This is a genomic window from Enterobacter cloacae complex sp. SHL020 (assembly GCF_049236945.1).
In the GTDB taxonomy this organism is placed as follows: Bacteria; Pseudomonadota; Gammaproteobacteria; order Enterobacterales; family Enterobacteriaceae; genus Enterobacter; species Enterobacter dykesii.
In genome coordinates, this window is sequence record NZ_JBMKJF010000008.1 from 78103 (window position 1) to 100607 (window position 22505).

17 protein-coding genes are annotated in these 22505 nt (G+C 57.5%); 11 read left to right on the plus strand and 6 right to left on the minus strand.

The annotated features are described in order from the left end of the window. Positions 1–225 precede the first annotated feature (225 nt). Positions 226–1275 (minus strand): AI-2E family transporter, encoded by a 1050-nt coding sequence (locus ACOTZB_RS18015; protein ID WP_045909021.1) that lies wholly within the window; start codon positions 1273–1275, stop codon positions 226–228. Positions 1276–1420: 145 nt separating this feature from the next. On the opposite strand from ACOTZB_RS18015, the gene ACOTZB_RS18020 reads away from it, so the two are divergent. Further along, positions 1421–2638 (plus strand): MFS transporter, encoded by a 1218-nt coding sequence (locus ACOTZB_RS18020; protein WP_421628014.1) that lies wholly within the window; start codon positions 1421–1423, stop codon positions 2636–2638. Positions 2639–2642: 4 nt separating this feature from the next. Here ACOTZB_RS18020 and ACOTZB_RS18025 read toward each other — a convergent pair whose 3' ends face one another. Together ACOTZB_RS18025 and ACOTZB_RS18030 are read right to left on the minus strand one after the other, a co-directional pair. Continuing rightward, the gene (locus ACOTZB_RS18025) at positions 2643–3200 is read right to left on the minus strand and encodes a DcrB family lipoprotein (RefSeq protein WP_023309515.1); all 558 of its coding nucleotides are present in this window, start codon (positions 3198–3200) and stop codon (positions 2643–2645) included. A 72-nt stretch (positions 3201–3272) separates the two neighbouring features. Next, positions 3273–3938, minus strand: a complete 666-nt coding sequence (locus tag ACOTZB_RS18030; protein WP_032648297.1) for a 7-cyano-7-deazaguanine/7-aminomethyl-7-deazaguanine transporter — start codon at positions 3936–3938, stop codon at positions 3273–3275. A 167-nt stretch (positions 3939–4105) separates the two neighbouring features. Here ACOTZB_RS18030 and tusA point away from each other — a divergent pair, with 167 nt between their 5' ends. Further along, positions 4106–4348, plus strand: coding sequence for a sulfurtransferase TusA (tusA, locus tag ACOTZB_RS18035; RefSeq protein ID WP_008503071.1), 243 nt, complete (start codon positions 4106–4108; stop codon positions 4346–4348). A 62-nt stretch (positions 4349–4410) separates the two neighbouring features. On the opposite strand, the gene yhgN is transcribed toward tusA, so the two are convergent. Then, a complete protein-coding gene (yhgN, locus tag ACOTZB_RS18040; RefSeq protein ID WP_003861574.1) occupies positions 4411–5004 on the minus strand; it encodes an NAAT family transporter YhgN in 594 nt (197 codons plus the stop codon). A 177-nt stretch (positions 5005–5181) separates the two neighbouring features. On the opposite strand from yhgN, the gene asd reads away from it, so the two are divergent. The 6 genes from asd (at position 5182) to glgP (ending at position 15903) form a co-directional block, all read left to right on the plus strand. Beyond that, positions 5182–6285 (plus strand): aspartate-semialdehyde dehydrogenase, encoded by a 1104-nt coding sequence (gene asd, locus ACOTZB_RS18045; protein WP_024908885.1) that lies wholly within the window; start codon positions 5182–5184, stop codon positions 6283–6285. Between the two features lie 249 nt (positions 6286–6534). Beyond that, positions 6535–8721 (plus strand): 1,4-alpha-glucan branching enzyme, encoded by a 2187-nt coding sequence (gene glgB / locus ACOTZB_RS18050; RefSeq protein WP_029740652.1) that lies wholly within the window; start codon positions 6535–6537, stop codon positions 8719–8721. Further along, positions 8718–10691 carry a glycogen debranching protein GlgX gene (glgX, locus tag ACOTZB_RS18055; protein ID WP_421628016.1) on the plus strand — a complete coding sequence of 658 codons (1974 nt, stop codon included), beginning with the start codon at positions 8718–8720 and terminating at the stop codon, positions 10689–10691. The genes glgB and glgX overlap by 4 nt, the downstream gene beginning before the upstream one ends. A gap of 17 nt (positions 10692–10708) precedes the next feature. Further along, complete coding sequence (gene glgC, locus ACOTZB_RS18060) at positions 10709–12004, plus strand: glucose-1-phosphate adenylyltransferase (RefSeq protein WP_023333724.1); 1296 nt, start codon at positions 10709–10711, stop codon at positions 12002–12004. After that, positions 12004–13437 (plus strand): glycogen synthase GlgA, encoded by a 1434-nt coding sequence (gene glgA / locus ACOTZB_RS18065; RefSeq protein ID WP_023309509.1) that lies wholly within the window; start codon positions 12004–12006, stop codon positions 13435–13437. Before glgC ends, glgA begins: the two co-directional genes overlap by 1 nt. Before the next feature lie 18 nt (positions 13438–13455). Then, the gene (gene glgP, locus ACOTZB_RS18070; protein ID WP_047652897.1) at positions 13456–15903 is read left to right on the plus strand and encodes a glycogen phosphorylase; all 2448 of its coding nucleotides are present in this window, start codon (positions 13456–13458) and stop codon (positions 15901–15903) included. A gap of 95 nt (positions 15904–15998) precedes the next feature. On the opposite strand, the gene glpD is transcribed toward glgP, so the two are convergent. Continuing rightward, positions 15999–17507, minus strand: a complete 1509-nt coding sequence (gene glpD, locus ACOTZB_RS18075) for a glycerol-3-phosphate dehydrogenase (protein ID WP_421628018.1) — start codon at positions 17505–17507, stop codon at positions 15999–16001. Positions 17508–17695: 188 nt separating this feature from the next. Here glpD and glpE point away from each other — a divergent pair, with 188 nt between their 5' ends. Genes glpE through ACOTZB_RS18090 form a run of 3 tightly spaced genes read left to right on the plus strand, consistent with a single transcriptional unit; the run spans position 17696 to position 19681 of the window. After that, entirely contained in the window at positions 17696–18028 is a 333-nt protein-coding gene (gene glpE / locus ACOTZB_RS18080) for a thiosulfate sulfurtransferase GlpE (protein WP_006177908.1), read from the plus strand. Between the two features lie 47 nt (positions 18029–18075). Next, positions 18076–18906: a rhomboid family intramembrane serine protease GlpG gene (glpG, locus tag ACOTZB_RS18085; RefSeq protein ID WP_023309506.1), complete on the plus strand. Its 831-nt coding sequence runs from the start codon at positions 18076–18078 to the stop codon at positions 18904–18906. Positions 18907–18922: 16 nt separating this feature from the next. Further along, positions 18923–19681: a DeoR/GlpR family transcriptional regulator gene (locus tag ACOTZB_RS18090; protein WP_008503060.1), complete on the plus strand. Its 759-nt coding sequence runs from the start codon at positions 18923–18925 to the stop codon at positions 19679–19681. A gap of 50 nt (positions 19682–19731) precedes the next feature. Here the strand turns inward: ACOTZB_RS18090 and malT are convergent, their stop codons facing one another. Further along, positions 19732–22437, minus strand: coding sequence for an HTH-type transcriptional regulator MalT (malT, locus tag ACOTZB_RS18095; RefSeq protein ID WP_421628021.1), 2706 nt, complete (start codon positions 22435–22437; stop codon positions 19732–19734). Positions 22438–22505 lie beyond the last annotated feature (68 nt).

Below are 22505 nucleotides of genomic sequence, written 5' to 3' on the forward strand. Positions count from 1 at the left end.
TTACGTTGCAGCGAAGACGGAAATAATAACATGGAAAATAAATAACTATTTCAATTTTTATAATTTGCGTTAAATCATGAATTGCGATTGAGCGTAATGCGCACGACGTAAATAAAAAGAGGATGAATATCGCCTTAACGCAAATAAAATACCGCGACGGATTAAGGACGCGGTAATTTACGGTGTATTACTGACGGTTTAAACCTACCTGTAAAGGTAGGTCGGTTATCCGGGTAATCGGCTTTTCGGCCTCCCCGGACCGAGCAGGATCGCCAGCTTGCTGCCGCCTTTGGTGGTTTCCATCCAGATTTTACATACGCTGGTCAGGGGAACCGACAGCAGCATACCGACCGGGCCCAGCAGCCATCCCCAAATCAGTAAGGATAAAAATACCACCAGCGTCGACATGCCCAGCCGGTGCCCCATCATGCGCGGCTCAAGAATATTGCCCAGCACCATATGCACGACGAGGAACAGCGCGCCGACCAGCATGCATTCGTAGAAGCCGTTAAACAGAAACGCCTGAATCATCGGCGGCACGGCGGAAAGCACCGCGCCAATATTGGGTACGTAGTTCAGCAGAAAGGCCAGCACGCCCCACATCAGGGCGAACTGCACGTCCATCAGCATCAGCCCCAGCCAGACAATCACCCCGGTCCAGACGCTCAGGAGCGTTTTCAGCGCCAGATATTTGGAGACGCCCTTCAGTGCCCGGTGTAAGCCGGCAATGTGAATTTGTGGGTTGTTCAGCGCAAAGCGCAGCTTATAGGGGACGTGACGAACTTCGAACAGCATAAACACCACCGTCATGACCAGCAGCAGAATGCTGGCCATCGCGCCGGAAAGCCCCGTCATCAAGGTGGTGGCGTAGGTCATGACCTTCTCGGAGTCCATCCTGCGCAGCATCCGTTCGGGTGAGATATGCAGATTAAGGAAGGGGACCATCTCCTGCAGCGCGACAATTTTACGCGTCAGCTCTTTGTTGTACTGCGGCAGCATGGTGGAGAATTCGCTCAGCGATGCCGCCAGCACGCCGAAAAGCGCCGTCAGGGCAATCAGCATCACGATGACGACGATGGTGATGGCTACCGGACGGCTGACGCCCCGGCGTAAAAACCAGGTGACCAGCGGATTTAGCACAATGGCAAAAAAGAGCGCCAGCAGGAGCTGAACAATAATGTCGGCGGCAGCATGGATACCCGCAAGGATAACCACCAGACAGGCGAGTTTTAATAAGATGTGGAGTCCAGCTTTGTCGGACGGGTTAGCGATCATGCGTGTTCCTTAATATGATGACCCGATAAGTGTAGTGCCCGGGCTTCGCTTCGTCTGGCACCGTTAATCTGAAAGTCGGGGCTGATTTTCTTATTGCGCCGTGGTAATAGTGAAACACTGTTGTAAAAAATCCAGGTAGAACCCCATGCCCGAACCTGCCGCTGAACCGGCACTGAGCGGACTGCGCCTCAATCTGCGCATCGTTTCCGTTGTGATTTTCAACTTTGCCAGCTATCTGACCATTGGCCTGCCGCTGGCGGTCCTGCCGGGCTATGTCCATGACGTGATGGGCTTCAGCGCCTTCTGGGCGGGGCTGGTGATAAGCCTGCAATATTTCGCCACGCTCCTCAGCCGCCCGCATGCCGGGCGCTACGCGGATACGTTCGGTCCAAAAAGCATCGTGGTGGTGGGACTGTGCGGCTGTTTCCTCAGTGGCCTGAGCTATCTGCTGGCTGCCGCAACCAGCCACTGGCCGCTGGTCAGCCTGGCGCTGCTCTGTCTGGGCCGCGTCATTCTTGGCATCGGGCAAAGTCTGGCGGGAACCGGCTCGACGCTGTGGGGCGTGGGGGTGGTAGGCGCGCCGCACATTGGTCGGGTGATCTCCTGGAACGGGATTGTCACCTACGGTGCGATGGCGCTCGGTGCGCCGCTCGGCGTGGCCTGCTATGCGCTGGGCGGGCTGTATGGGCTGGCCATCACCATTATGGCGGTCGCGCTGCTGGCAATTCTCTTTGCGCTGCCGCGCCCGAAAGTGAAGGCCAGCAAAGGCAAGCCGCTGCCGTTTCGGGCGGTGCTGGGACGCGTCTGGCCGTACGGAATGGCCCTGGCGCTGGCGACCACCGGCTTCGGCGTAATCGCGACCTTCATTACCCTGTTCTACGATGCCAAAGGCTGGGACGGTGCGGCCTTTGCGTTAACCCTGTTTAGCTGTGCGTTTGTTGGCGCCCGCCTGCTTTTCCCTAACGGCATCAACCGTCTGGGTGGGCTGAACGTGGCGATGATCTGCTTTGCGATAGAGATTGTCGGACTGCTGCTGACCGGAATTGCGATGGTGCCCTGGGTCGCGAAAGTGGGCGTGTTCCTCGCGGGGGCTGGCTTTTCCCTGGTCTTCCCGGCGCTGGGCGTGGTGGCGGTAAAAGCCGTGCCGCAGCAGAATCAGGGGGCGGCGCTGGCGACCTATACGGTATTTATGGATATGTCTTTAGGTATTACCGGCCCGCTGGCGGGGCTGGTGATGGCCTGGGCAGGGGTTCCAGTGATCTATCTTGCCGCGGCGGGGCTGGTGGTGATTGCGCTGCTGCTGACGTGGCGGCTAAAAAAATGGCCCCCGGTGCAGGCACCGGAGGCCACGTCATCGTCGTGAAGCGTTACTGGATCACGATGGTGTTAATGATGTTTTCAGCAGCCGTCTGCGCTTTCTGCTGATCTTCCGCTGGCAGGGTGATCTGCAGGGTCAGCAGTTTGTTATCGACCTTGCCCAGCACCACAGAAGAGTATGCGGTCTGGCCTTTTGCGGAGATGATGCTGTCGAGCTGTTGCAGCGTGTGGCCTTTCAGCTCGATGGATTTATTGGTCACGACCTGCAACTGCGGATCGCGGCCGCGCTGCTGATCTTCCAGACGTTTGGACAGGACGGCCAGGTCTTCGCTGGTGTCGTCGCCCACAATCACAATGACCGCTTTCTGCCCGGTTGCGTCGGAGTAAACGTGCATATTGTTCGCCTGAGTGCCCAGCTTGCCGCTCTGGTCAGTCATATCGGCTGGCAGAGAGAAGCTGAGTTTGCCATCCATCAGATTCACCGGCTGGCCGGTCGCGTTGCTCTCTGCGGATGCGCCCTGAGCAGGCGTTTTCGTGTCGCTGTTATCACAGGCTGCAAGACCCACAACCAGCAGGCCAATCCCGACATATTTAACCAGATTGCGCATTGACTTCTTCCTTTCGATAAACGGCCATAACGGCTCATTCGCTCATCTTATCACAACTGATAAAGCGAACCCTTAACCAGCCTGCAATGCCGTGATTTCAGATTTATCTGCCAGCCTTTTCAGCAGCATATTGAGCAGCACGCCGTACATCGGCAGGAAGAAAACAATGCTGATAAGGACCTTGAAGCAGTAGTCCACCAGCGCGATTTCCATCCAGTGTTCAGCCATGAACGCATCCGGGCTGCGCCAGAAGGCGATAAAGAAGAAGGCCAGCGTATCGCTCACGTTACCGAACAGCGTGGAGGCGGTTGGCGCCATCCACCAGCGATGATTCTGACGCAGGCGGTTAAACACATGCACGTCGAGGATCTGCCCCAGCGCGTAGGCCATAAAGCTTGCGGCGGCGATACGGGCAACGAACAGGTTGAAGTGGGTTAACGCCTCAAAGCCCTGCCAGCTTCCCATATAAAACAGAGACGAAATCACGTAAGAGATGAATAGCGCCGGGAGCATGACCGAAAAAATAATACGGCGAGCCAGCGGTGCGCCAAAGATACGCACGGTCAAATCCGTCGCGAGGAAAATAAACGGGAAGCTGAACGCGCCCCAGGTGGTATGAAAACCAAAGATGGAGATCGGGAGCTGCACCAGATAGTTGCTGGAGGTGATCACCAGCAGGTGAAAAAGAGAAAGCCAGAACAACGCTTTTACGCGCTGAGATTCAGAAAACGACGTCATATTGTGACCTTTTTATACGTTGGGGTGAGGGAACCCAATAAAAACCGCAGCATGATACTGCTTTGTCAGGACATTGCAATGGTTAGTTTTTACGCAATCGTTAACCTGGTTTGCATTGATCGCAACCGGGCGTAAACTACAGCCGTTTTTACCAGACCGAGAAGACCATGACCGACCTGTTTTCCAGCCCAGACCACACTCTTGATGCCCAGGGCCTTCGCTGCCCGGAGCCGGTAATGATGGTACGTAAGACCGTGCGCAACATGCAGACCGGTGAAACGCTGCTGATTATTGCCGACGACCCGGCCACGACCCGCGATATTCCCGGCTTTTGTACCTTTATGGAACATGAGCTGGTAGCACAGCAGACCGAGGCGCTGCCGTACCGGTATTTGATTCGTAAGGGGTAGGTGGGCGCCTCTGCGGCCTGATGTCCTCACCCCGGCCCTCTCCCGCGGGGAGAGGGAGAAAGTCATCCCTTCATCCACGCCCTGATCCCGTCCAGGAACATCTGGGTTGCCATCATAACCAGAATCAGCCCCATCAGGCGCTCCAGCGCGTTCACCCCTTTTTCTCCCAGCAGGCGCAGGAACAGCGACGACTGCAGCAGGATAATAAACGTCCCGCCCCAGGCGATCAGCAGGGCAATGACCAGATGGCTCATCTGGTTCGGATACTGATGCGACAGCAGCATCAGCGTGGCCAGAATGGTCGGCCCGGCGACGAGTGGAATTGCCAGCGGCACGATAAACGGCTCTTCACCCGCGGGCAGGCCGCTGCTGCTGCCTTCCGCGCTCGGGAAAATCATCTTAATGGCAATCAGGAACAGAATAATCCCGCCGGAAATCGACACGGTTTCGGCGCGCAGGTTCAGGAACGCGAGAATTTTTTCACCCGCAAACAGGAAGATAAACATCACCAGCAGGGCGATGAGCAGCTCGCGGATCATGATCGCCCGGCGGCGCTTCGGCTCGGTGTGCTTCAGCACCGACATGAAGATCGGCAGGTTACCCAGTGGATCCATTATCAGAATCAATAAAACCGCTGCGGAAATGATTTCACTCATGTAACTTATCCCTGAGGTTCTCTAAGGTTATTATGATAATTAGCTGTATTTCTGATTGCCGGGCAATCATCGATTAATTTCGCTTGCGACTTTGGCAGCATTTTGTAATGTGAAGCATATCCCAGTTCAATACTGGCTTGCACAATCAGCACACACCCTCAGCAGGAAAAAAATGCTATGAAAAACGTTGGTTTTATCGGCTGGCGCGGTATGGTCGGCTCTGTACTCATGCAACGCATGGTTGAAGAGCGCGATTTCGACGCTATCCGCCCGGTCTTCTTCTCCACTTCCCAGCTCGGCCAGGCTGCTCCGTCCTTTGGTGGTACCACAGGCACGTTGCAGGATGCTTACGATCTGGAAGCGCTGAAGGCACTCGACATTATTGTGACGTGCCAGGGCGGCGATTATACCAACGAAATCTATCCAAAGCTGCGTGAAAGCGGCTGGCAGGGCTACTGGATTGACGCAGCCTCTTCTCTGCGCATGAAAGACGATGCCATCATTATTCTTGACCCGGTGAACCAGGGCGTCATCACCGACGGCCTGAACAACGGCGTGAAAACCTTTGTCGGCGGTAACTGCACCGTCAGCCTGATGCTGATGTCCCTCGGCGGCCTGTTCGCGCAGGATCTGGTGGAGTGGGTCTCCGTGGCGACCTACCAGGCGGCGTCCGGCGGCGGCGCGCGTCACATGCGCGAGCTGCTGACCCAGATGGGCCAGCTGCACCAGAGCGTCGCGACCGAGCTGGCAAACCCGGCGTCCGCGATCCTCGATATTGAACGTAAAGTGACTCAGCTGACCCGCAGCGGCGAGCTGCCGGTGGATAACTTCGGCGTACCGCTGGCCGGTGGCCTGATCCCGTGGATCGACAAACAGCTGGATAACGGCCAGACCCGCGAAGAGTGGAAGGGCCAGGCCGAGACCAACAAAATCCTCAATACCGCGAACACCATTCCGGTTGACGGTCTGTGCGTGCGTATCGGCGCGCTGCGCTGCCACAGCCAGGCCTTCACCATTAAACTGAAAAAAGATGTGTCTATTCCGACCGTGGAAGAGCTGCTGGCCGCGCACAACCCGTGGGCGAAAGTGGTGCCAAACGATCGCGATATCACCATGCGCGAGCTGACCCCGGCTGCCGTTACCGGCACGCTGACCACGCCGGTTGGCCGTCTGCGCAAGCTGAACATGGGGCCGGAGTATCTCTCCGCGTTCACCGTCGGCGACCAGCTCCTGTGGGGCGCCGCCGAGCCGCTGCGCCGCATGCTGCGCCAGCTGGCGTAATAATTTGTTAACTACCGGGGGTGATTTTCACCCCCTTTTTTTGCGTACTACATGGAGTAACACGCGTATGTCTTATTTTTTATCAGGAGTCATCTAGAGCGTTGGCTATGCTTTAAGGAAGAGTCATTTCTTACCTGAGGTTCGAACGGAGCAGAATGGATGCACATTTTTGTGCTGTCCCGTTCAGGTCACATTAAAAGTCGTCCCGGAGCGCTTAAAAAGGACGACATAAAAAACAGGATGAATACCATGTCCGATCGTGTGGATAGAGACGTGATTAATGCGCTTATTGCGGGTCATTTTGCTGACCCCTTTTCTGTGCTTGGGATGCATCAAACTGAGGATGGCCTTGAAGTTAGGGCACTGTTACCGGATGCCACAGAAGTCTGGGTGATTGAACCCAAAACCGGCCGCAAGGTCGGTAATCTTGAATGCCTCGATTCCCGTGGCTTCTTCTCGGGCGTAATGCCCCGCCGTAAAAACCCTTTTCGCTATCAGCTCGCCGTTCTCTGGCACGGTCAGCAAAACCTGATTGACGATCCTTACAGCTTTGGCCCTCTGCTTAAAGAGATGGATGCCTGGCTGCTCTCCGAAGGAACGCATCTTCGCCCTTATGAAACCCTGGGTGCCCATGCCGATACCATGGACGGCATTACCGGCACGCGGTTCTCCGTGTGGGCGCCTAACGCCCAGCGCGTCTCCGTTGTCGGCCAGTTCAACTACTGGGACGGTCGCCGCCATCCGATGCGCCTGCGCCGGGAAACCGGCATCTGGGAGCTGTTTATTCCCGGGGCGCATCCCGGGCAGCTTTATAAATTCGAGATGATCGACGCCAACGGCAAGCTGCGCATTAAAGCCGACCCGTATGCCTTCGAAGCGCAGATGCGCCCGGATACCGCGTCGCTGATTTGCGGCCTGCCGGAGAAGGTCGTCCAGACGGAGGAGCGCAAACAGGCCAACCGCTTTGATGCGCCGATCTCCGTCTATGAGGTACACCTTGGCTCCTGGCGTCGCCACACCGATAACAACTTCTGGCTGAGCTACCGTGAGCTTGCCGACCAGCTGGTGCCGTACGCCAAATGGATGGGCTTTACCCACCTTGAGCTGCTGCCGGTCAACGAGCACCCGTTCGACGGCAGCTGGGGCTATCAGCCTACCGGGCTGTATGCGCCAACGCGCCGCTTCGGCACGCGCGATGACTTCCGCTATTTCATTGATGCCGCGCACGCCGCCGGGCTGAACGTCATCCTCGACTGGGTGCCGGGCCATTTCCCGTCGGATGACTTTGCGCTGGCAGAGTTTGACGGCACGAAGCTGTATGAGCACAGCGACCCGCGCGAAGGCTATCACCAGGACTGGAACACGCTGATCTACAACTACGGTCGCCGTGAGGTCGCAAACTACCTGGTCGGGAATGCCCTGTACTGGATCGAGCGGTTTGGCATTGATGCCCTGCGCGTCGATGCGGTGGCGTCGATGATCTACCGCGACTACAGCCGCAAAGAGGGCGAATGGATCCCGAACGAGTTTGGCGGCCGTGAAAACCTGGAAGCGATTGAATTCCTGCGCAATACCAACCGCATTATCGGCGAGCAGGTGGACGGTGCCGTGACCATGGCGGAAGAGTCGACCGACTTTGCGGGCGTCTCCCGTCCGCCGTCATTGGGCGGCCTGGGGTTCTGGTATAAGTGGAACCTGGGCTGGATGCACGACACGCTCGACTACATGAAGCTGGACCCGGTTCACCGCAAGTACCATCACGATAAGCTGACGTTCGGGATGCTCTACAACTACACGGAAAACTTCATGCTGCCGCTGTCGCACGATGAAGTGGTGCACGGCAAAAAATCGATTCTCGACCGCATGCCGGGCGACGCGTGGCAGAAGTTTGCCAACCTGCGCGCCTACTACGGCTGGATGTTTGCCTTCCCGGGCAAGAAACTGCTGTTTATGGGCAATGAGTTCGCCCAGGGCCGCGAGTGGAACCACGACGCCAGCCTCGACTGGCACCTGCTGGAAGGCGGCGACAACTGGCACCACGGGGTGCAGCGTCTGGTGCGCGACCTGAACCTGACCTATCGCCACCACAAAGCACTGCACGAGCTCGACTTCGATCCGTACGGCTTTGAGTGGCTGGTGGTGGACGACCACGAGCGCTCGGTGTTTGTCTTTGTGCGTCGTGACAAGGCGGGTAACGAAATCATCGTCGCCAGCAACTTCACGCCGGTGCCGCGCGAACACTACCGCTTCGGCATTAACCAGCCGGGCAAATGGCGCGAGATCCTGAATACCGACTCCATGCACTATCACGGCAGCAACGCCGGTAACGGCGGGCTGGTACAGAGCGACGCCATTGAAAGCCACGGGCGACCCAACTCCCTGAGCCTGACGCTGCCGCCGCTTGGCACCATCTGGCTGATGCGGGAGGGCGAATGACGCAGCTTACGGCAGGTAAACCCGAACCGCTCGGGGCGCGTTTTGACGGAAAGGGTGTCAATTTCACCCTCTTTTCCGCTCACGCTGAGCGGGTAGAACTGTGCGTGTTTGATGGGGAAGGTAACGAGCACCGTTACGATTTACCCGCGCGCACGGGGGATACCTGGCACGGCTACCTGGCCGGAGGACGGCCAGGCATGCACTACGGCTTTCGCGTACACGGTCCGTGGGATCCGGCGCAGGGCCACTGGTTCAACCCGGCGAAGCTGTTGATTGACCCGTGCGCGCACCGCGTGGATGGCGAATTTAAAGACGACCCGCTGTTCCACGTGGGCTACGGCGAGCCCGACCACCGCGACAGCGCGCCCGTCGCGCCAAAAAGCGTGGTGGTAAACGATCTTTATGACTGGGAAGACGATGCCCCGCCGCAGACGCCGTGGGGCAATACCGTCATTTATGAAGCCCACGTCAAAGGGCTGACGTACCTGCACCCGTCGATCCCCAAAGAGATGCGCGGCACCTATAAGGCGCTCGGGCATCCCACCATGATCGCCTACCTGAAACACCTCGGCATCACCGCCCTGGAACTGCTTCCCGTCGCCCATTTTGCCAGCGAGCCGCGTCTGCAGCGGCTGGGGCTGAGCAACTACTGGGGCTACAACCCGCTGGCGATGTTCGCGCTCGAACCGCGCTATGCCGTCCATCCGGAAAAGGCGCGGGACGAGTTCCGCGATGCGGTAAAGGCGTTCCACGCGGCGGGCATTGAGGTCGTTCTGGACGTGGTGCTCAACCACAGTGCCGAAAGCGATCTCGACGGTCCGACGCTCTCTATGCGCGGAATTGATAACCGTAGCTATTATTGGATCAGGCAGGATGGCGATTATGAGAACTGGACCGGCTGCGGTAACACGCTCAACCTCAGCCATCCGGCGGTCACGCATTTTGCTTATGAATGCCTGAAATACTGGGTGGAGACGTTCCACGTCGACGGTTTTCGTTTCGATCTGGCGCCCGTGATGGGACGCACGCCAGCGTTCAGCCAGCAGGCTCCGCTGTTTGAGGCGATAAAAAACTGTCCGGTGCTCTCGCAGGTGAAGCTGATTGCCGAGCCGTGGGACATCGGCGAAGGCGGTTATCAGGTCGGGAATTTCCCGCCGCTGTTTGCCGAGTGGAACGATCACTACCGCGACGCCGTACGCCGCTTCTGGCTGGAACGCAATCTGTCGCTGGGGGAGTTCGCCGGATGCTTTGCCGCGTCGAGCGATCTCTTTAAGCGCGACGGCAAACGCCCGTCGGCCACCGTCAATCTGTTGACGGCGCATGACGGTTTTACGCTCAGGGACTGCGTTTGTTTCAATCAGAAACATAATGAGGCAAACGGCGAAGAGAATCGCGATGGTACTAACAATAACCATAGCTTTAATCATGGTATAGAAGGGTTAGGCGGAAGCCTGGACGTCATCGAGCGGCGACGCGCCAGCGTTCACGCGCTGCTGACAACGCTTTTATTGTCGCAGGGCACGCCGATGCTGCTGGCAGGCGATGAACACGGCCATAGCCAGCACGGTAACAACAATGCGTATTGCCAGGACAACACCTTAACCTGGCTCGACTGGGGTGAAGCCAACAGCGGGCTGATTCATTTTACCGCTGCGCTGATCCATCTTCGCCAGCAGATCCCCGCGCTGACCGCCGACCGCTGGTGGGAAGAGGGTGACGGCAACGTTCGCTGGTTGAATAAAGACGCGCAACCGTTAAGCGCGCAAGAGTGGCAACACGGCGTACCACGCCTGCAAATCCTGCTCTCGGATAAGTGGCTGGTCACGCTGAACGCGACGAATGACGTCGCAGAGATTGTTTTACCTGAAGGGGAATGGCGAGCTGTTCCCCCCTTTGCCGGAGCGGATAATCCGGTAGTAATGGCTGTCTGGCACGGGCCTGCGCACGGAGTGTGCGTATTCCAAAGATGATAAAAAAGGAGTTAGTCATGGTTAGATTAGAGAAGAACGATCCCTTAATGTTGGCACGCCAGCTACCATTAAAAACGGTTGCCCTGATTCTTGCGGGTGGGCGTGGTACACGTCTGAAAGATTTGACCATCAAGCGCGCCAAACCGGCTGTTCACTTTGGTGGTAAGTTCCGTATCATCGACTTTGCGCTCTCCAACTGCCTGAACTCGGGCATTCGCCGCATCGGCGTCATTACGCAGTATCAGTCGCACACGCTGGTTCAGCATATTCAGCGCGGCTGGTCATTCTTCAGCGAAGAGATGAACGAGTTTGTCGATCTCCTTCCTGCTCAGCAGCGCGTTCACGGCGAGAACTGGTACCGCGGGACGGCGGATGCGGTGACGCAGAACCTCGACATCATTCGTCGCTACAGCGCGGAATACATCGTGATCCTCGCCGGGGACCATATCTACAAGCAAGATTACTCCCACATGCTCATCGACCACGTCGAAAAAGGGGCGCGCTGCACCGTGGCGTGTCTGCCCGTGCCCGTTGCTGAAGCGACGGCCTTTGGCGTGATGCACGTGGACGCCGACGACAAAATTATCGACTTTGTTGAAAAACCGGCGAACCCGCCAACCATGCCCGGCGATGACACCAAATCGCTCGCCAGTATGGGGATCTATGTCTTTGACGCAGATTATCTTTATGAGCTGCTGGAAGAAGATGACAAAGACGAAAACTCCAGCCACGACTTCGGTAAAGACATCATTCCGAAAATCACGAAAGCTGGCATGGCGTATGCACATCCTTTCCCGCTGTCCTGCGTGCAGTCCGACCCGAATGCGGAACCCTACTGGCGCGATGTGGGAACCCTGGAAGCGTACTGGAAAGCGAACCTCGACCTGGCGTCGGTCACGCCTGAGCTGGATATGTACGACCAGAACTGGCCGATTCGTACCCATATGGAGTCGCTGCCGCCGGCCAAATTTGTTCAGGACCGCTCCGGCAGCCACGGCATGACGCTGAACTCGCTGGTGTCCGGCGGGTGCATTATTTCAGGCTCGGTGGTGGTGCAGTCGGTGCTGTTCCCCCGCGTGCGGATAAATTCATTCTGTAATATCGATTCGGCAGTCTTACTGCCTGATGTCTGGGTAGGGCGCTCGTGCCGTCTGCGCCGCTGCGTTATCGATCGCGCCTGCGTCATTCCAGAAGGGATGGTGATTGGTGAGAACGCGGAAGAAGACGCGCGTCGTTTCTATCGTTCGGAAGAGGGGATCGTGTTAGTCACACGGGAAATGTTGCGGAAGCTGCAGATCAAACAGGAGCGATGATGCAGGTTTTACATGTATGTTCTGAGATGTTCCCGTTGTTAAAAACGGGCGGTCTGGCAGATGTTCTGGGTGCATTACCGGCAGCGCAAATCGCCGGAGGCGTGGATACCCGAGTCCTGCTGCCCGCCTTTCCGGATATCCGGCGCGGTATACCTGATGCAAAAGTGGTGACCCGCCGTGAAACGTTTGCCGGACGCATTACCCTGCTGTTTGGACATTACAATGGCGTAGGGATTTACCTGATCGACGCGCCGCACTTATACGATCGACCGGGCAGCCCGTATCACGATACGAACCTGTTCGCCTATACCGACAACGTGCTGCGCTTTGCGCTCCTCGGCTGGGTTGGAGCAGAAATGGCGACGGGGCTGGATCCGTTCTGGCGTCCGGATGTGGTGCACGCGCACGACTGGCACGCCGGGCTTGCCCCGGCGTATCTCGCCGCGCGCGGCCACCCGGCGAAATCGGTCTTTACCGTGCATAACCTGGCGTATCAGGGGATGTACTATGCCCATCACATGAGTGAAATCGATCTGCCATTATCGTTCTATAACATGCACGGACTGGAATTTAACGGGCAGATCTCGTTCCTGAAAGCCGGGCTGTACTACGCCGATCACATCACGGCGGTGAGCCCAACCTACGCGCGTGAGATCACCCAGCCGGAGTTTGGCTACGGCATGGAAGGGTTGCTGCAACAGCGCCACCGCGAAGGCCGCCTGTCGGGCATTCTGAACGGCGTGGATGAACAAATCTGGAGCCCGGAAACCGATCTCCTGCTGGCGGCGCGCTATGGCCGTGATTCCGTGGAAGATAAAGCGGAAAACAAACGCCAGCTGCAGATTGCGATGGGCCTGAAGGTTAACGACAAAGTGCCGCTCTTCGCGGTGGTCAGCCGCCTGACCAGCCAGAAAGGGCTGGATCTGGTGCTGGAGGCGCTGCCCGGTTTACTGGAGCAGGGCGGACAGCTGGCGCTGCTCGGCGCGGGCGACCCGGTGCTGCAGGAAGGTTTCCTTGCCGCCGCCGCGGAACATCCGGGACAGGTGGGCGTGCAGATTGGCTACCACGAAGCGTTCTCGCACCGCATCATGGGCGGCGCGGACGTCATCCTGGTGCCGAGCCGTTTCGAACCCTGCGGCCTGACGCAGCTTTACGGCCTGAAATACGGCACGCTGCCGCTGGTGCGCCGCACGGGCGGACTGGCGGATACCGTATCCGATAGCTCTCTGGAAAACCTGGCGGACGGTATCGCCAGCGGGTTTGTCTTTGAGGACAGTAATGCCTGGTCGCTGCTTCGGGCGATTCGGCGTGCTTTCGTCTTGTGGTCCCGTCCATCGCTCTGGCGTTACGTTCAGCGTCAGGCGATGTCCATGGACTTTAGCTGGCACGTCGCGGCGCAGTCATACCGCGATCTCTATCAACGCTTGATGTAACGAGGCGAAGTTACTGATATGAACGCTCCATTTAGCTACTCTTCACCCACGCTCAGCGTTGAGGCGTTAAAGCACTCCATCGCCTACAAGCTGATGTTCACCATCGGGAAAGATCCGGTTATCGCCAACAAACACGAGTGGCTGAACGCCACCCTGTTTGCGGTGCGTGACCGCTTAGTTGAACGCTGGCTGCGCTCAAACCGCGCCCAGCTCTCGCAGGAAACGCGTCAGGTTTACTACCTGTCGATGGAATTTTTGATTGGCCGCACGCTTTCCAACGCGCTGTTGTCGCTCGGTATTTATGACGACGTCAAAACCGCCCTGGAAGAGATGGGGTTAGATTTAGAAGAGCTGATAGACGAAGAGAACGACCCGGGCCTCGGCAACGGCGGTCTGGGGCGTCTCGCCGCCTGCTTCCTCGACTCGCTGGCGACGCTGGCGCTGCCGGGCCGCGGCTACGGTATTCGCTACGACTACGGTATGTTCAAACAGAACATCGTCGACGGGCGTCAGAAAGAGTCCCCGGACTACTGGCTGGAGTACGGCAACCCGTGGGAGTTTAAGCGCCACAATACGCGCTACAAGGTGCGATTTGGCGGACGTATTCAGCAGGAAGGCAAAAAATCCCGCTGGGTCGAAACGGAAGAGATCCTGGCCGTGGCCTACGACCAGATTATCCCCGGCTATGACACCGATGCCACCAACACGCTGCGCCTGTGGAGCGCCCAGGCCAGTAGCGAAATCAACCTCGGTAAATTTAACCAGGGTGACTACTTTGCGGCGGTGGAAGACAAAAACCACTCCGAGAACGTGTCCCGCGTGCTGTACCCGGATGACTCGACCTACTCCGGCCGCGAACTGCGCCTGCGTCAGGAGTATTTCCTCGTCTCCTCGACGATTCAGGATATCCTCAGCCGCCACCATCAGCTGCACAAAACCTACGCCAACCTGGCGGAGAAAACCGCGATCCACCTTAACGACACCCACCCGGTGCTCTCTATTCCGGAGCTAATGCGCCTGCTGATCGACGAGCATAAGTTCAGCTGGGATGACGCGTTTGAAGTGACCTGTCAGGTGTTCTCCTACACCAACCACACGCTGATGAGCGAAGCGCTGGAAACGTGGCCGGTGGACATGCTCGGCAAAATTCTGCCGCGCCATCTGCAGATTATCTTTGAGATTAACGACTACTTCCTTAAGACCCTGCAGGAGCAGTACCCGAACGATACCGGGCTGCTGAGCCGCGCGTCCATCATTGATGAGTCGAACGGGCGCCGCGTGCGCATGGCCTGGCTGGCGGTCGTCATCAGCCACAAGGTCAACGGCGTGTCCGAGCTCCACTCGAACCTGATGGTGCAGTCGCTGTTTGCGGACTTCGCGAAAATCTTCCCGACGCGGTTCTGTAACGTGACCAACGGGGTCACGCCGCGCCGCTGGCTGGCGCTGGCCAACCAGCCGCTCTCTGAGGTGCTGGACGAGAATATTGGTCGTACCTGGCGTACCGATTTGAGCCAGCTGAGCGAGCTGGAACAGCATATTGATTTCCCGACGGTGAACAAAGCCGTGCGCGAAGCCAAGCTGCTGAACAAAAAGCGTCTGGCGGTCTGGCTGGCGATGCACCTCAACGTGGTGGCCAACCCGAAAGCGCTGTTCGACGTTCAGATCAAACGCATCCACGAATACAAGCGTCAGCTGATGAACGTGCTGCACGTGATCACCCATTACAACCGCATCAAGGCCGATCCAACGGCCGAATGGGTACCGCGCGTGAAGATCTTCGCCGGTAAGGCGGCCTCTGCCTACTACATGGCGAAGCACATCATTCATCTCATCAACGATGTGGCGAAGGTGGTTAACCAGGATCCAGATATTGGCGACAAGCTGAAGGTGGTGTTCATTCCGAACTACAGCGTAAGCCTGGCGCAGATGATCATCCCGGCGGCGGATCTCTCTGAGCAGATTTCTACGGCGGGTACGGAAGCATCCGGCACCAGTAACATGAAGTTTGCTCTTAACGGCGCGCTGACCATCGGTACGCTTGACGGGGCGAATGTCGAGATGCTGGAGCACGTGGGCGAAGAAAATATCTTTATCTTCGGTAATACGACGGAAGAGGTGGAAGCGCTGCGCAGGAAAGGCTACTCGCCACGTCAATATTACGAAGAGGATGAAGAGTTACGCCAGGTGCTGACGCAGATCGCGACCGGCGTGTTTAGCCCGGATGAACCGAGCCGCTATCGCGATCTGGTGGATTCGCTGATTAACTTTGGCGATCACTACCAGGTGCTGGCGGATTATCGCAGCTACGTGGATTGTCAGGACAGGGTGGACGAACTGTATCGTCAGCAGGAGAAGTGGACCAGTGTCGCGATGCATAACATCGCCAATATGGGGTATTTCTCGTCCGACAGGACCATCAAGGAGTATGCCGAGACGATCTGGCATATTGATCCGGTGAGGTTGTAAAAGCAAAACGGCAACCCCGGTTGCCGTTTTTAGCGTTTGTTCCCTCTCCCTGTGGGAGAGGGGCAGGGTGAGGGCATCAGCCCGCACCGATCGTATTACGACGCCAGCGACAGCTCACGCTTCCCCGCATTTTGCTGTAACCACTGCGCCACGCGAGACTGTTGCTCGGCGTTGAGCCACATCCCTTCTTTGGTACGACGCCAGATAGCATCATCCAGACGACGAACCCACTCGTGCTCAACCAGGTAGCGCAGCTCGGCTTCGTACAGCTCGTGGCCGAAATGCTCGCCCAGATCCGCAATGTCCTTCGCGTCGGCCAGGAACAGTTCGGTATTGCTGCCGTAGGTGCGGGCATAGTGGCGCGCCATCCCTTCGGTGATGAACGGGAAGCGACGGCGCAGCTTCGCGGCGTAATCATCGCGATTATCGCCGATATCACCGCCGGGCAGTACCGCGCCTTTGGTCCATGCCGGGCCAATGCCTTTATAGTACGGCGCCAGTTTTTCCAGCGCGTGCTCGGCCAGCTTGCGGTAGGTGGTCAGCTTGCCGCCAAACACGGAAAGCAGCGGCGCCTGGCCGTCTACGTCGTGAATATCGAGCGTATAGTCGCGGGTGATGGCCTGCGGTGAGTCAGATTCGTCATCGCACAGCGGACGCACGCCGGAGTAGGTCCAGACCACGTCGTCGCGCGACAGCTGTTTCTTAAAGTGCGCGTTATACACGTTGAGCAGGTAGCTCACTTCGCTCTCGTCAATCTCGACGTTCTTCGGATCGCCTTTGTACTCCACGTCGGTGGTGCCGATGATCGAGAATTCGTCCATCCACGGGATCACAAACACGATGCGCTTGTCTTCGTTCTGCAGAATGTAGGCCTGCTTCTGGGTATGCACGCGCGGCACCACAATGTGGCTGCCCTTGATCAGGCGAATGCCGTACGGCGAAGGCAGATGCATGCCGTCGTCGAAGAACTGCTTCACCCACGGACCGGTAGCGTTCACCAGTCCGCGCGCTTTCCAGCTGAATTTCTCGCCGGTATCGATGTCTTCCGCTTCCACAATCCACAGGCCGTTTTCACGACGGGCAGAGGTCGCGCGGGTGCGGGTTTTCACCTCGCCACCTTTCTTCTCAACCATCTGGGCATTCGCCAGCACCAGACGCGCATCGTCCACCCAGCAGTCGGAATATTCGAAACCGCGCACGATTTCAGGCTTAAGGACCGATTCTGAGCCAAAACGCAAACCTTTCGAACCCGGGAGACTGGTGCGTTTACCCAGATGATCGTACATAAACAGACCGATTCGAATCATCCACGCCGGACGCAGATGCGGGCGATGGGGCAGGCGGAAGCGCATCGGAATCGCCAGATGCGGGGCCATTTTCAGCAGCACTTCACGTTCGGCCAGCGCTTCACTGACCAGGCGGAATTCGTAGTGTTCCAGGTAGCGCAGGCCACCGTGAATCAGTTTGGAGCTGGCGGACGACGTCGCGCAGGCGAGATCGTTAGCTTCCAGCATCAGCACGGATAAACCGCGTCCTGCGGCGTCGACCGCAATACCGGCACCGTTAATGCCACCGCCTATCACAATCAGATCTTTGGTTTCCATAACACCCTCATGCACTTTCGTTAAAGCCCAGAAATGTTCGATATCGCTCATAATAGCAAAGGAACGCGCTTTTGGTAACATCAAAAAAACAATTTAGAGTGATATGGATAACATAATGGCGTTTACCCGCCGCCAGGACGTACACTACGGGGTAAAATCTTGTCGTTGACCACTGTAAAGAGAACACCATGGATCAGTTTGAATGTATTAACGTAGAAGAAGCCCACCAGAAGATGCACCAGGGAAAAGCGGTGCTGGTGGACATCCGCGATCCGCAGAGTTTTGCGATGGGCCACACGCCGGGCGCGTTCCATCTCACCAACGACACGCTGGGCGCGTTTATGCGCGATAACGACTTTGAGACGCCGGTCATGGTCATGTGCTACCACGGCAACAGCAGCAAAGGCGCGGCGCAGTATCTGCTTCAGCAGGGCTACGACGCGGTGTACAGCGTCGACGGCGGCTTCGATGCCTGGCATCGTCATTTCCCGGCAGAAGTGGAATACGCTTTTGAGCGCTGATCCCGCTATACTGTCCCCTTTTGTGTGGAAATAAGCGACCGCTGCCCATGTTGATGATCACTTCTTTTACCAACCCGCGCGTCGCCCAGGCGTTTGTCGACTATATGGCGACGCAGGGCGTTATTCTGACCATTCAGCAACATAACCAGACCGACGTCTGGCTGGCCGATGAGAGCCAGGCCGCGCGCGTAAATGAAGAGCTGGCGCGTTTTCTTGAGAACCCTGGCGACCCGCGCTATCTGGCGGCCAGCTGGCAGTCCGGGCAGACCGACAGCGGATTGCACTACAGCCGTTTTCCCTTCCTCGCCACCATCCGCGAACGCGCCGGCCCGTTTACGCTGCTGCTGATGGCGGCCTGCATTATCGTCTTCATTATTATGAACGTGGTGGGCGACCAGAGCGTGATGATTGCCCTGGCCTGGCCCTATGACCCGTCTCTTGAGTTTGACGTCTGGCGCTACTTTAGCCACGCGCTGATGCACTTCTCGGTGATGCATATTCTCTTTAACCTGCTCTGGTGGTGGTATCTCGGCGGTGCCGTTGAAAAGCGCCTGGGCAGCGGCAAGCTGATCGTTATCACTCTTATCAGCGCCCTGCTGAGCGGCTATGTGCAGCACAAGTTTAGCGGGCCGTGGTTTGGCGGGCTGTCGGGCGTCGTGTATGCCCTGATGGGCTACGTCTGGCTTCGCGGGGAGCGCGATCCGGAAAGCGGCATCTATCTGCAGCGCGGATTAATAACCTTTGCGTTAATATGGCTAATTGCCGGATGGTTTGATCTGTTTGGTATGTCTATCGCCAACGGTGCGCACGTCGCCGGGCTGGCCGTGGGGCTGGCAATGGCCTTTGCCGACACGCTCCATGCGCGAAAACGAACATAATTCTCAGGGATAATTGATGAAACAAACACAACGTCATGACGCTATTATCGAACTGGTAAAAAAACAGGGATACGTCAGCACCGAAGAGCTGGTGGAGCAGTTTGCCGTCAGCCCACAAACCATCCGTCGTGACCTGAACGACCTGGCCGATCAGAACCGTATTCTTCGCCACCACGGCGGGGCGGCGCTGCCGTCCAGTTCGGTCAATACCTCATGGCATGACCGTAAGGCGACGCAGACGGCAGAGAAAGAGCGCATTGCCCGCAAGGTCGCCAGCCAGATCCCGAACGGGGCGACGCTGTTTATTGATATCGGCACCACGCCGGAAGCGGTCGCTCATGCGCTGCTGGATCACGAGAACCTGCGCGTGGTCACCAACAACCTGAACGTGGCCAATACCCTGATGCAGAAAGATGACTTCCGCATCATCCTCGCGGGCGGCGAACTGCGCAGCCGCGACGGCGGGATTATCGGCGAAGCGACCCTCGATTTTATCTCTCAGTTCCGCCTCGACTTTGGCATTCTCGGGATCAGCGGCATCGACAGCGACGGCTCGCTGCTGGAGTTTGATTATCACGAGGTGCGCACCAAGCGCGCGATTATTGAAAACTCACGTCACGTGATGCTGGTGGTAGACCATTCGAAGTTTGGTCGTAACGCGATGGTGAACATGGGCAGCATCAGCATGGTGGACGCGGTCTACACCGACGTGATGCCGCCGGCGGGCGTGATGCAGGTGATTAAGGATAATAATTTGCAGTTAGAGTTGTGTTGAAAAGCCGTTCCCCCTCTCCCTGTGGGAGAGGGCATCAGGCCGCATTAAACCTAAACCCCGTACCCCATCATCTTCAACAGCTGCTGCGCATGCTGCACCGCATCCTGACGATGCGCCACGCCCAGCTTTTGATACAGATTGCGGATGTGCGTTTTGATGGTGGTCGCCGCCACCGCCAGCTCGCCGGCAATTTGCTCGTTGCTGTAGCCTGAATAAATCAGCCCCAGAACCTGCCACTCGCGCTGAGTGAGCGGGCTGGTGCGGATAAGTTCCGGCACTTCCGGGTGGTTCAGCAGACGTTCAACAAAGTTCTCATCAAAATGCGCAAACTTGTGCCGATGATGCTGGTTTATCTCGCGCAGAATACGCTGGGCGCGATGCTGATCCAGCTCCGGCAGCGTGTTGAGCTGAATAAGCTGGCGCAGCTGCTGCGCCATCACTTCACCTTCAATCACAAAGTGGCTGATAAAACCGGTGCGGTTAGCCAGCTGCAGCGCTTCCAGCAGCACGCGCTGGGCATCGTTTTTACGACCCGCCTGCCAGTAGAGCTGGTTTTGCAGCAGCAGGTTGCGGTTCAGGTCGCTCATCAGACGCAGGCTGCGCGCGTTCTCGTTCAGCTCTTCCAGCACAATCTCTGCGGGCTCTACTTCACCGAGCAGGATCTGCGCGCGGGCAATGTTGCGCCACTGGCTCTGCAGGAAGTGGTTGTTAGCAAATTCCGGTTTTGGCGTCTGGCGCAGCCAGTTGGCGGCGGATTTTTTATCGCCGGTCATCTGCCAGTAAATCACCCGGACCTTATCGGCGTTTGAAACCCAGTCGCTGTGATACTGACCGTTGCCGAGCAGGTTCTCCAGGCGGTTAAGATGGTTGCGGGCGTTATCGAGATCGCCGCGTGCCAGCGAGCACTGCACCAGCAGCGCCAGGCACTGCAGCTGCTGCTGAGGCTGGAAGCTGGAAAGGACATCCACACCCTGCCGGGCGCAGCTTTCCGCTTCATCCAGACGCGACCATGCCCACAGCAGCTGAGCGCGAATACGCAACAGGAACTCGTGCATCGGCAGCTGTTCCAGATGCTGTTCACGAATCAGCTGGAACGCTTTTTCCTGGTTCTCCCAGGCGGCCTGCAGGAACCCCTGCGCGAATAAAATCTCGCTCTGTTGGATCAGGCTCCACAGCGCGTAATGCCAGACATCATGACGACGCGCCATCTGTTCGGTTTGCTGCATCAGTGAGAGCGAACGCGTGAGGTCGCCTTTGCAGTGCAGCACTTCGCCGTGCACCGAGGTCGCAACGATGCGGCTGTAGAAATTAGCCAGCGGCAGTTCATCCAGCGCGACCATCGCCAGACGTTCGGCTTCCTCCGGGTCACCGTCGTTAATCGCCACCTGAGCGCGCAGCGCGTTAAATTCGCCGTGCAGGGTGCTATCCATTTCGCTTTCCATCTCCTGCTCGGCGCGCGCCAGCAGGGTGTTCACTTCGCTGTAGCGGTGCTGGCTCTGCATCAGCCAGGCCTGCAGCAGCACCAGACGCGGGTTCTCCAGCAGGCTTTCCCACGGCAGGGCTTTGAGAGACTCTTCCAGCAGCGTCAGCTCGCTGTGGTTAAACAGGCCCCACGCATGGTTGAGAAGGATATCGCGCAGCATGCTGGCATCACCGGCGGCCAGCGCGTGGTGGATTGCCTCGCTCGGGAAGCCTTGCGCCATCCAGCTTTCGGCAGCGGCGCGGTGGATCTCCGGCAGTTCAACCGCCAGTTCCCACTGACAGCGCTGGCGCAGGAAGCTACCAAACAGCGGATGATAGCTAAACCACTCGCCCGGATCGTCCATGCGCGTCAGGAAAAGGCCCTGACGTTCAATCTCTTCGAGCTGCAGCTGACCGTTTTCACAGCCCGTCACGCGCACGATGAGCGCATCGTTCATAGAACGCAGCAGAGAGCTTTTCAGCAGGAAATTACGCGTCGAGGGATCGACGCTGTCCAGCACCTCATCCACCAGATAGTCAGAAAGGTGACTGGCGTTGATGCCCGCCAGGCGTCGCGCAGACTGATGCGCCGGACTGTTGTTTTGCCGGGCAGAGAGCGCGATAAGCTGCAGCGCCGTGGCCCAGCCCGCGACGTCGTCGCACAGCCGACTGCTCTCGGCGGCCTCAATCGGTGATGTCAGGCGACAGTCAAAGAACTGTTTCGCTTCCTGGTGGGTAAAGGCCAGCTGCTGGCTGCCCACTTCCAGGAGCTGATCGCGCACGCGCAGGTTGGCGATACCCAGCTGCGGCAGGTTGCGTGACAGCACCACTAAAGTCAGGTTTTCCGGCTGATGGCGCAGGAAGAAACGCATCGATTCATGAATCACCGGGTTAGTGATGAGATGGTAATCATCAATCACCACGTAAAGCGGGCGATGCCATTCGGCCAGTTCGATAAACAGCTGAGAGAAAAGGGAGGACAGGCTGGCGTACTGGCGCTTTTGAACCATCACCTCACTGGCGACGCAGTGTCCATGGGTGGCTTGCTGTATGGCGGCAATCAGATAGCTGGCAAAACGCTCTTGCTGGTTATCGCCCTCGTCGAGGGAGTACCAGCCAAGATCGCTCTTACCTGCGGCCCATTGCGAAATGAGCGTTGTTTTTCCATAGCCTGCAGGGCTCGTAACCAGCGCCAGTCGGAAATTATGCGCGCCGGAAAGTTTAGCCAACAGACGCTCGCGGACCACTGTATGGTCAAGACGAACCGGGCGACTTAATTTAGACGGAATCAACATAGGTTTCACTTCACTGTGGGGAACGAGAGATTTTATTTTTTTTGGGCTTCGTAATTAATACGATATAA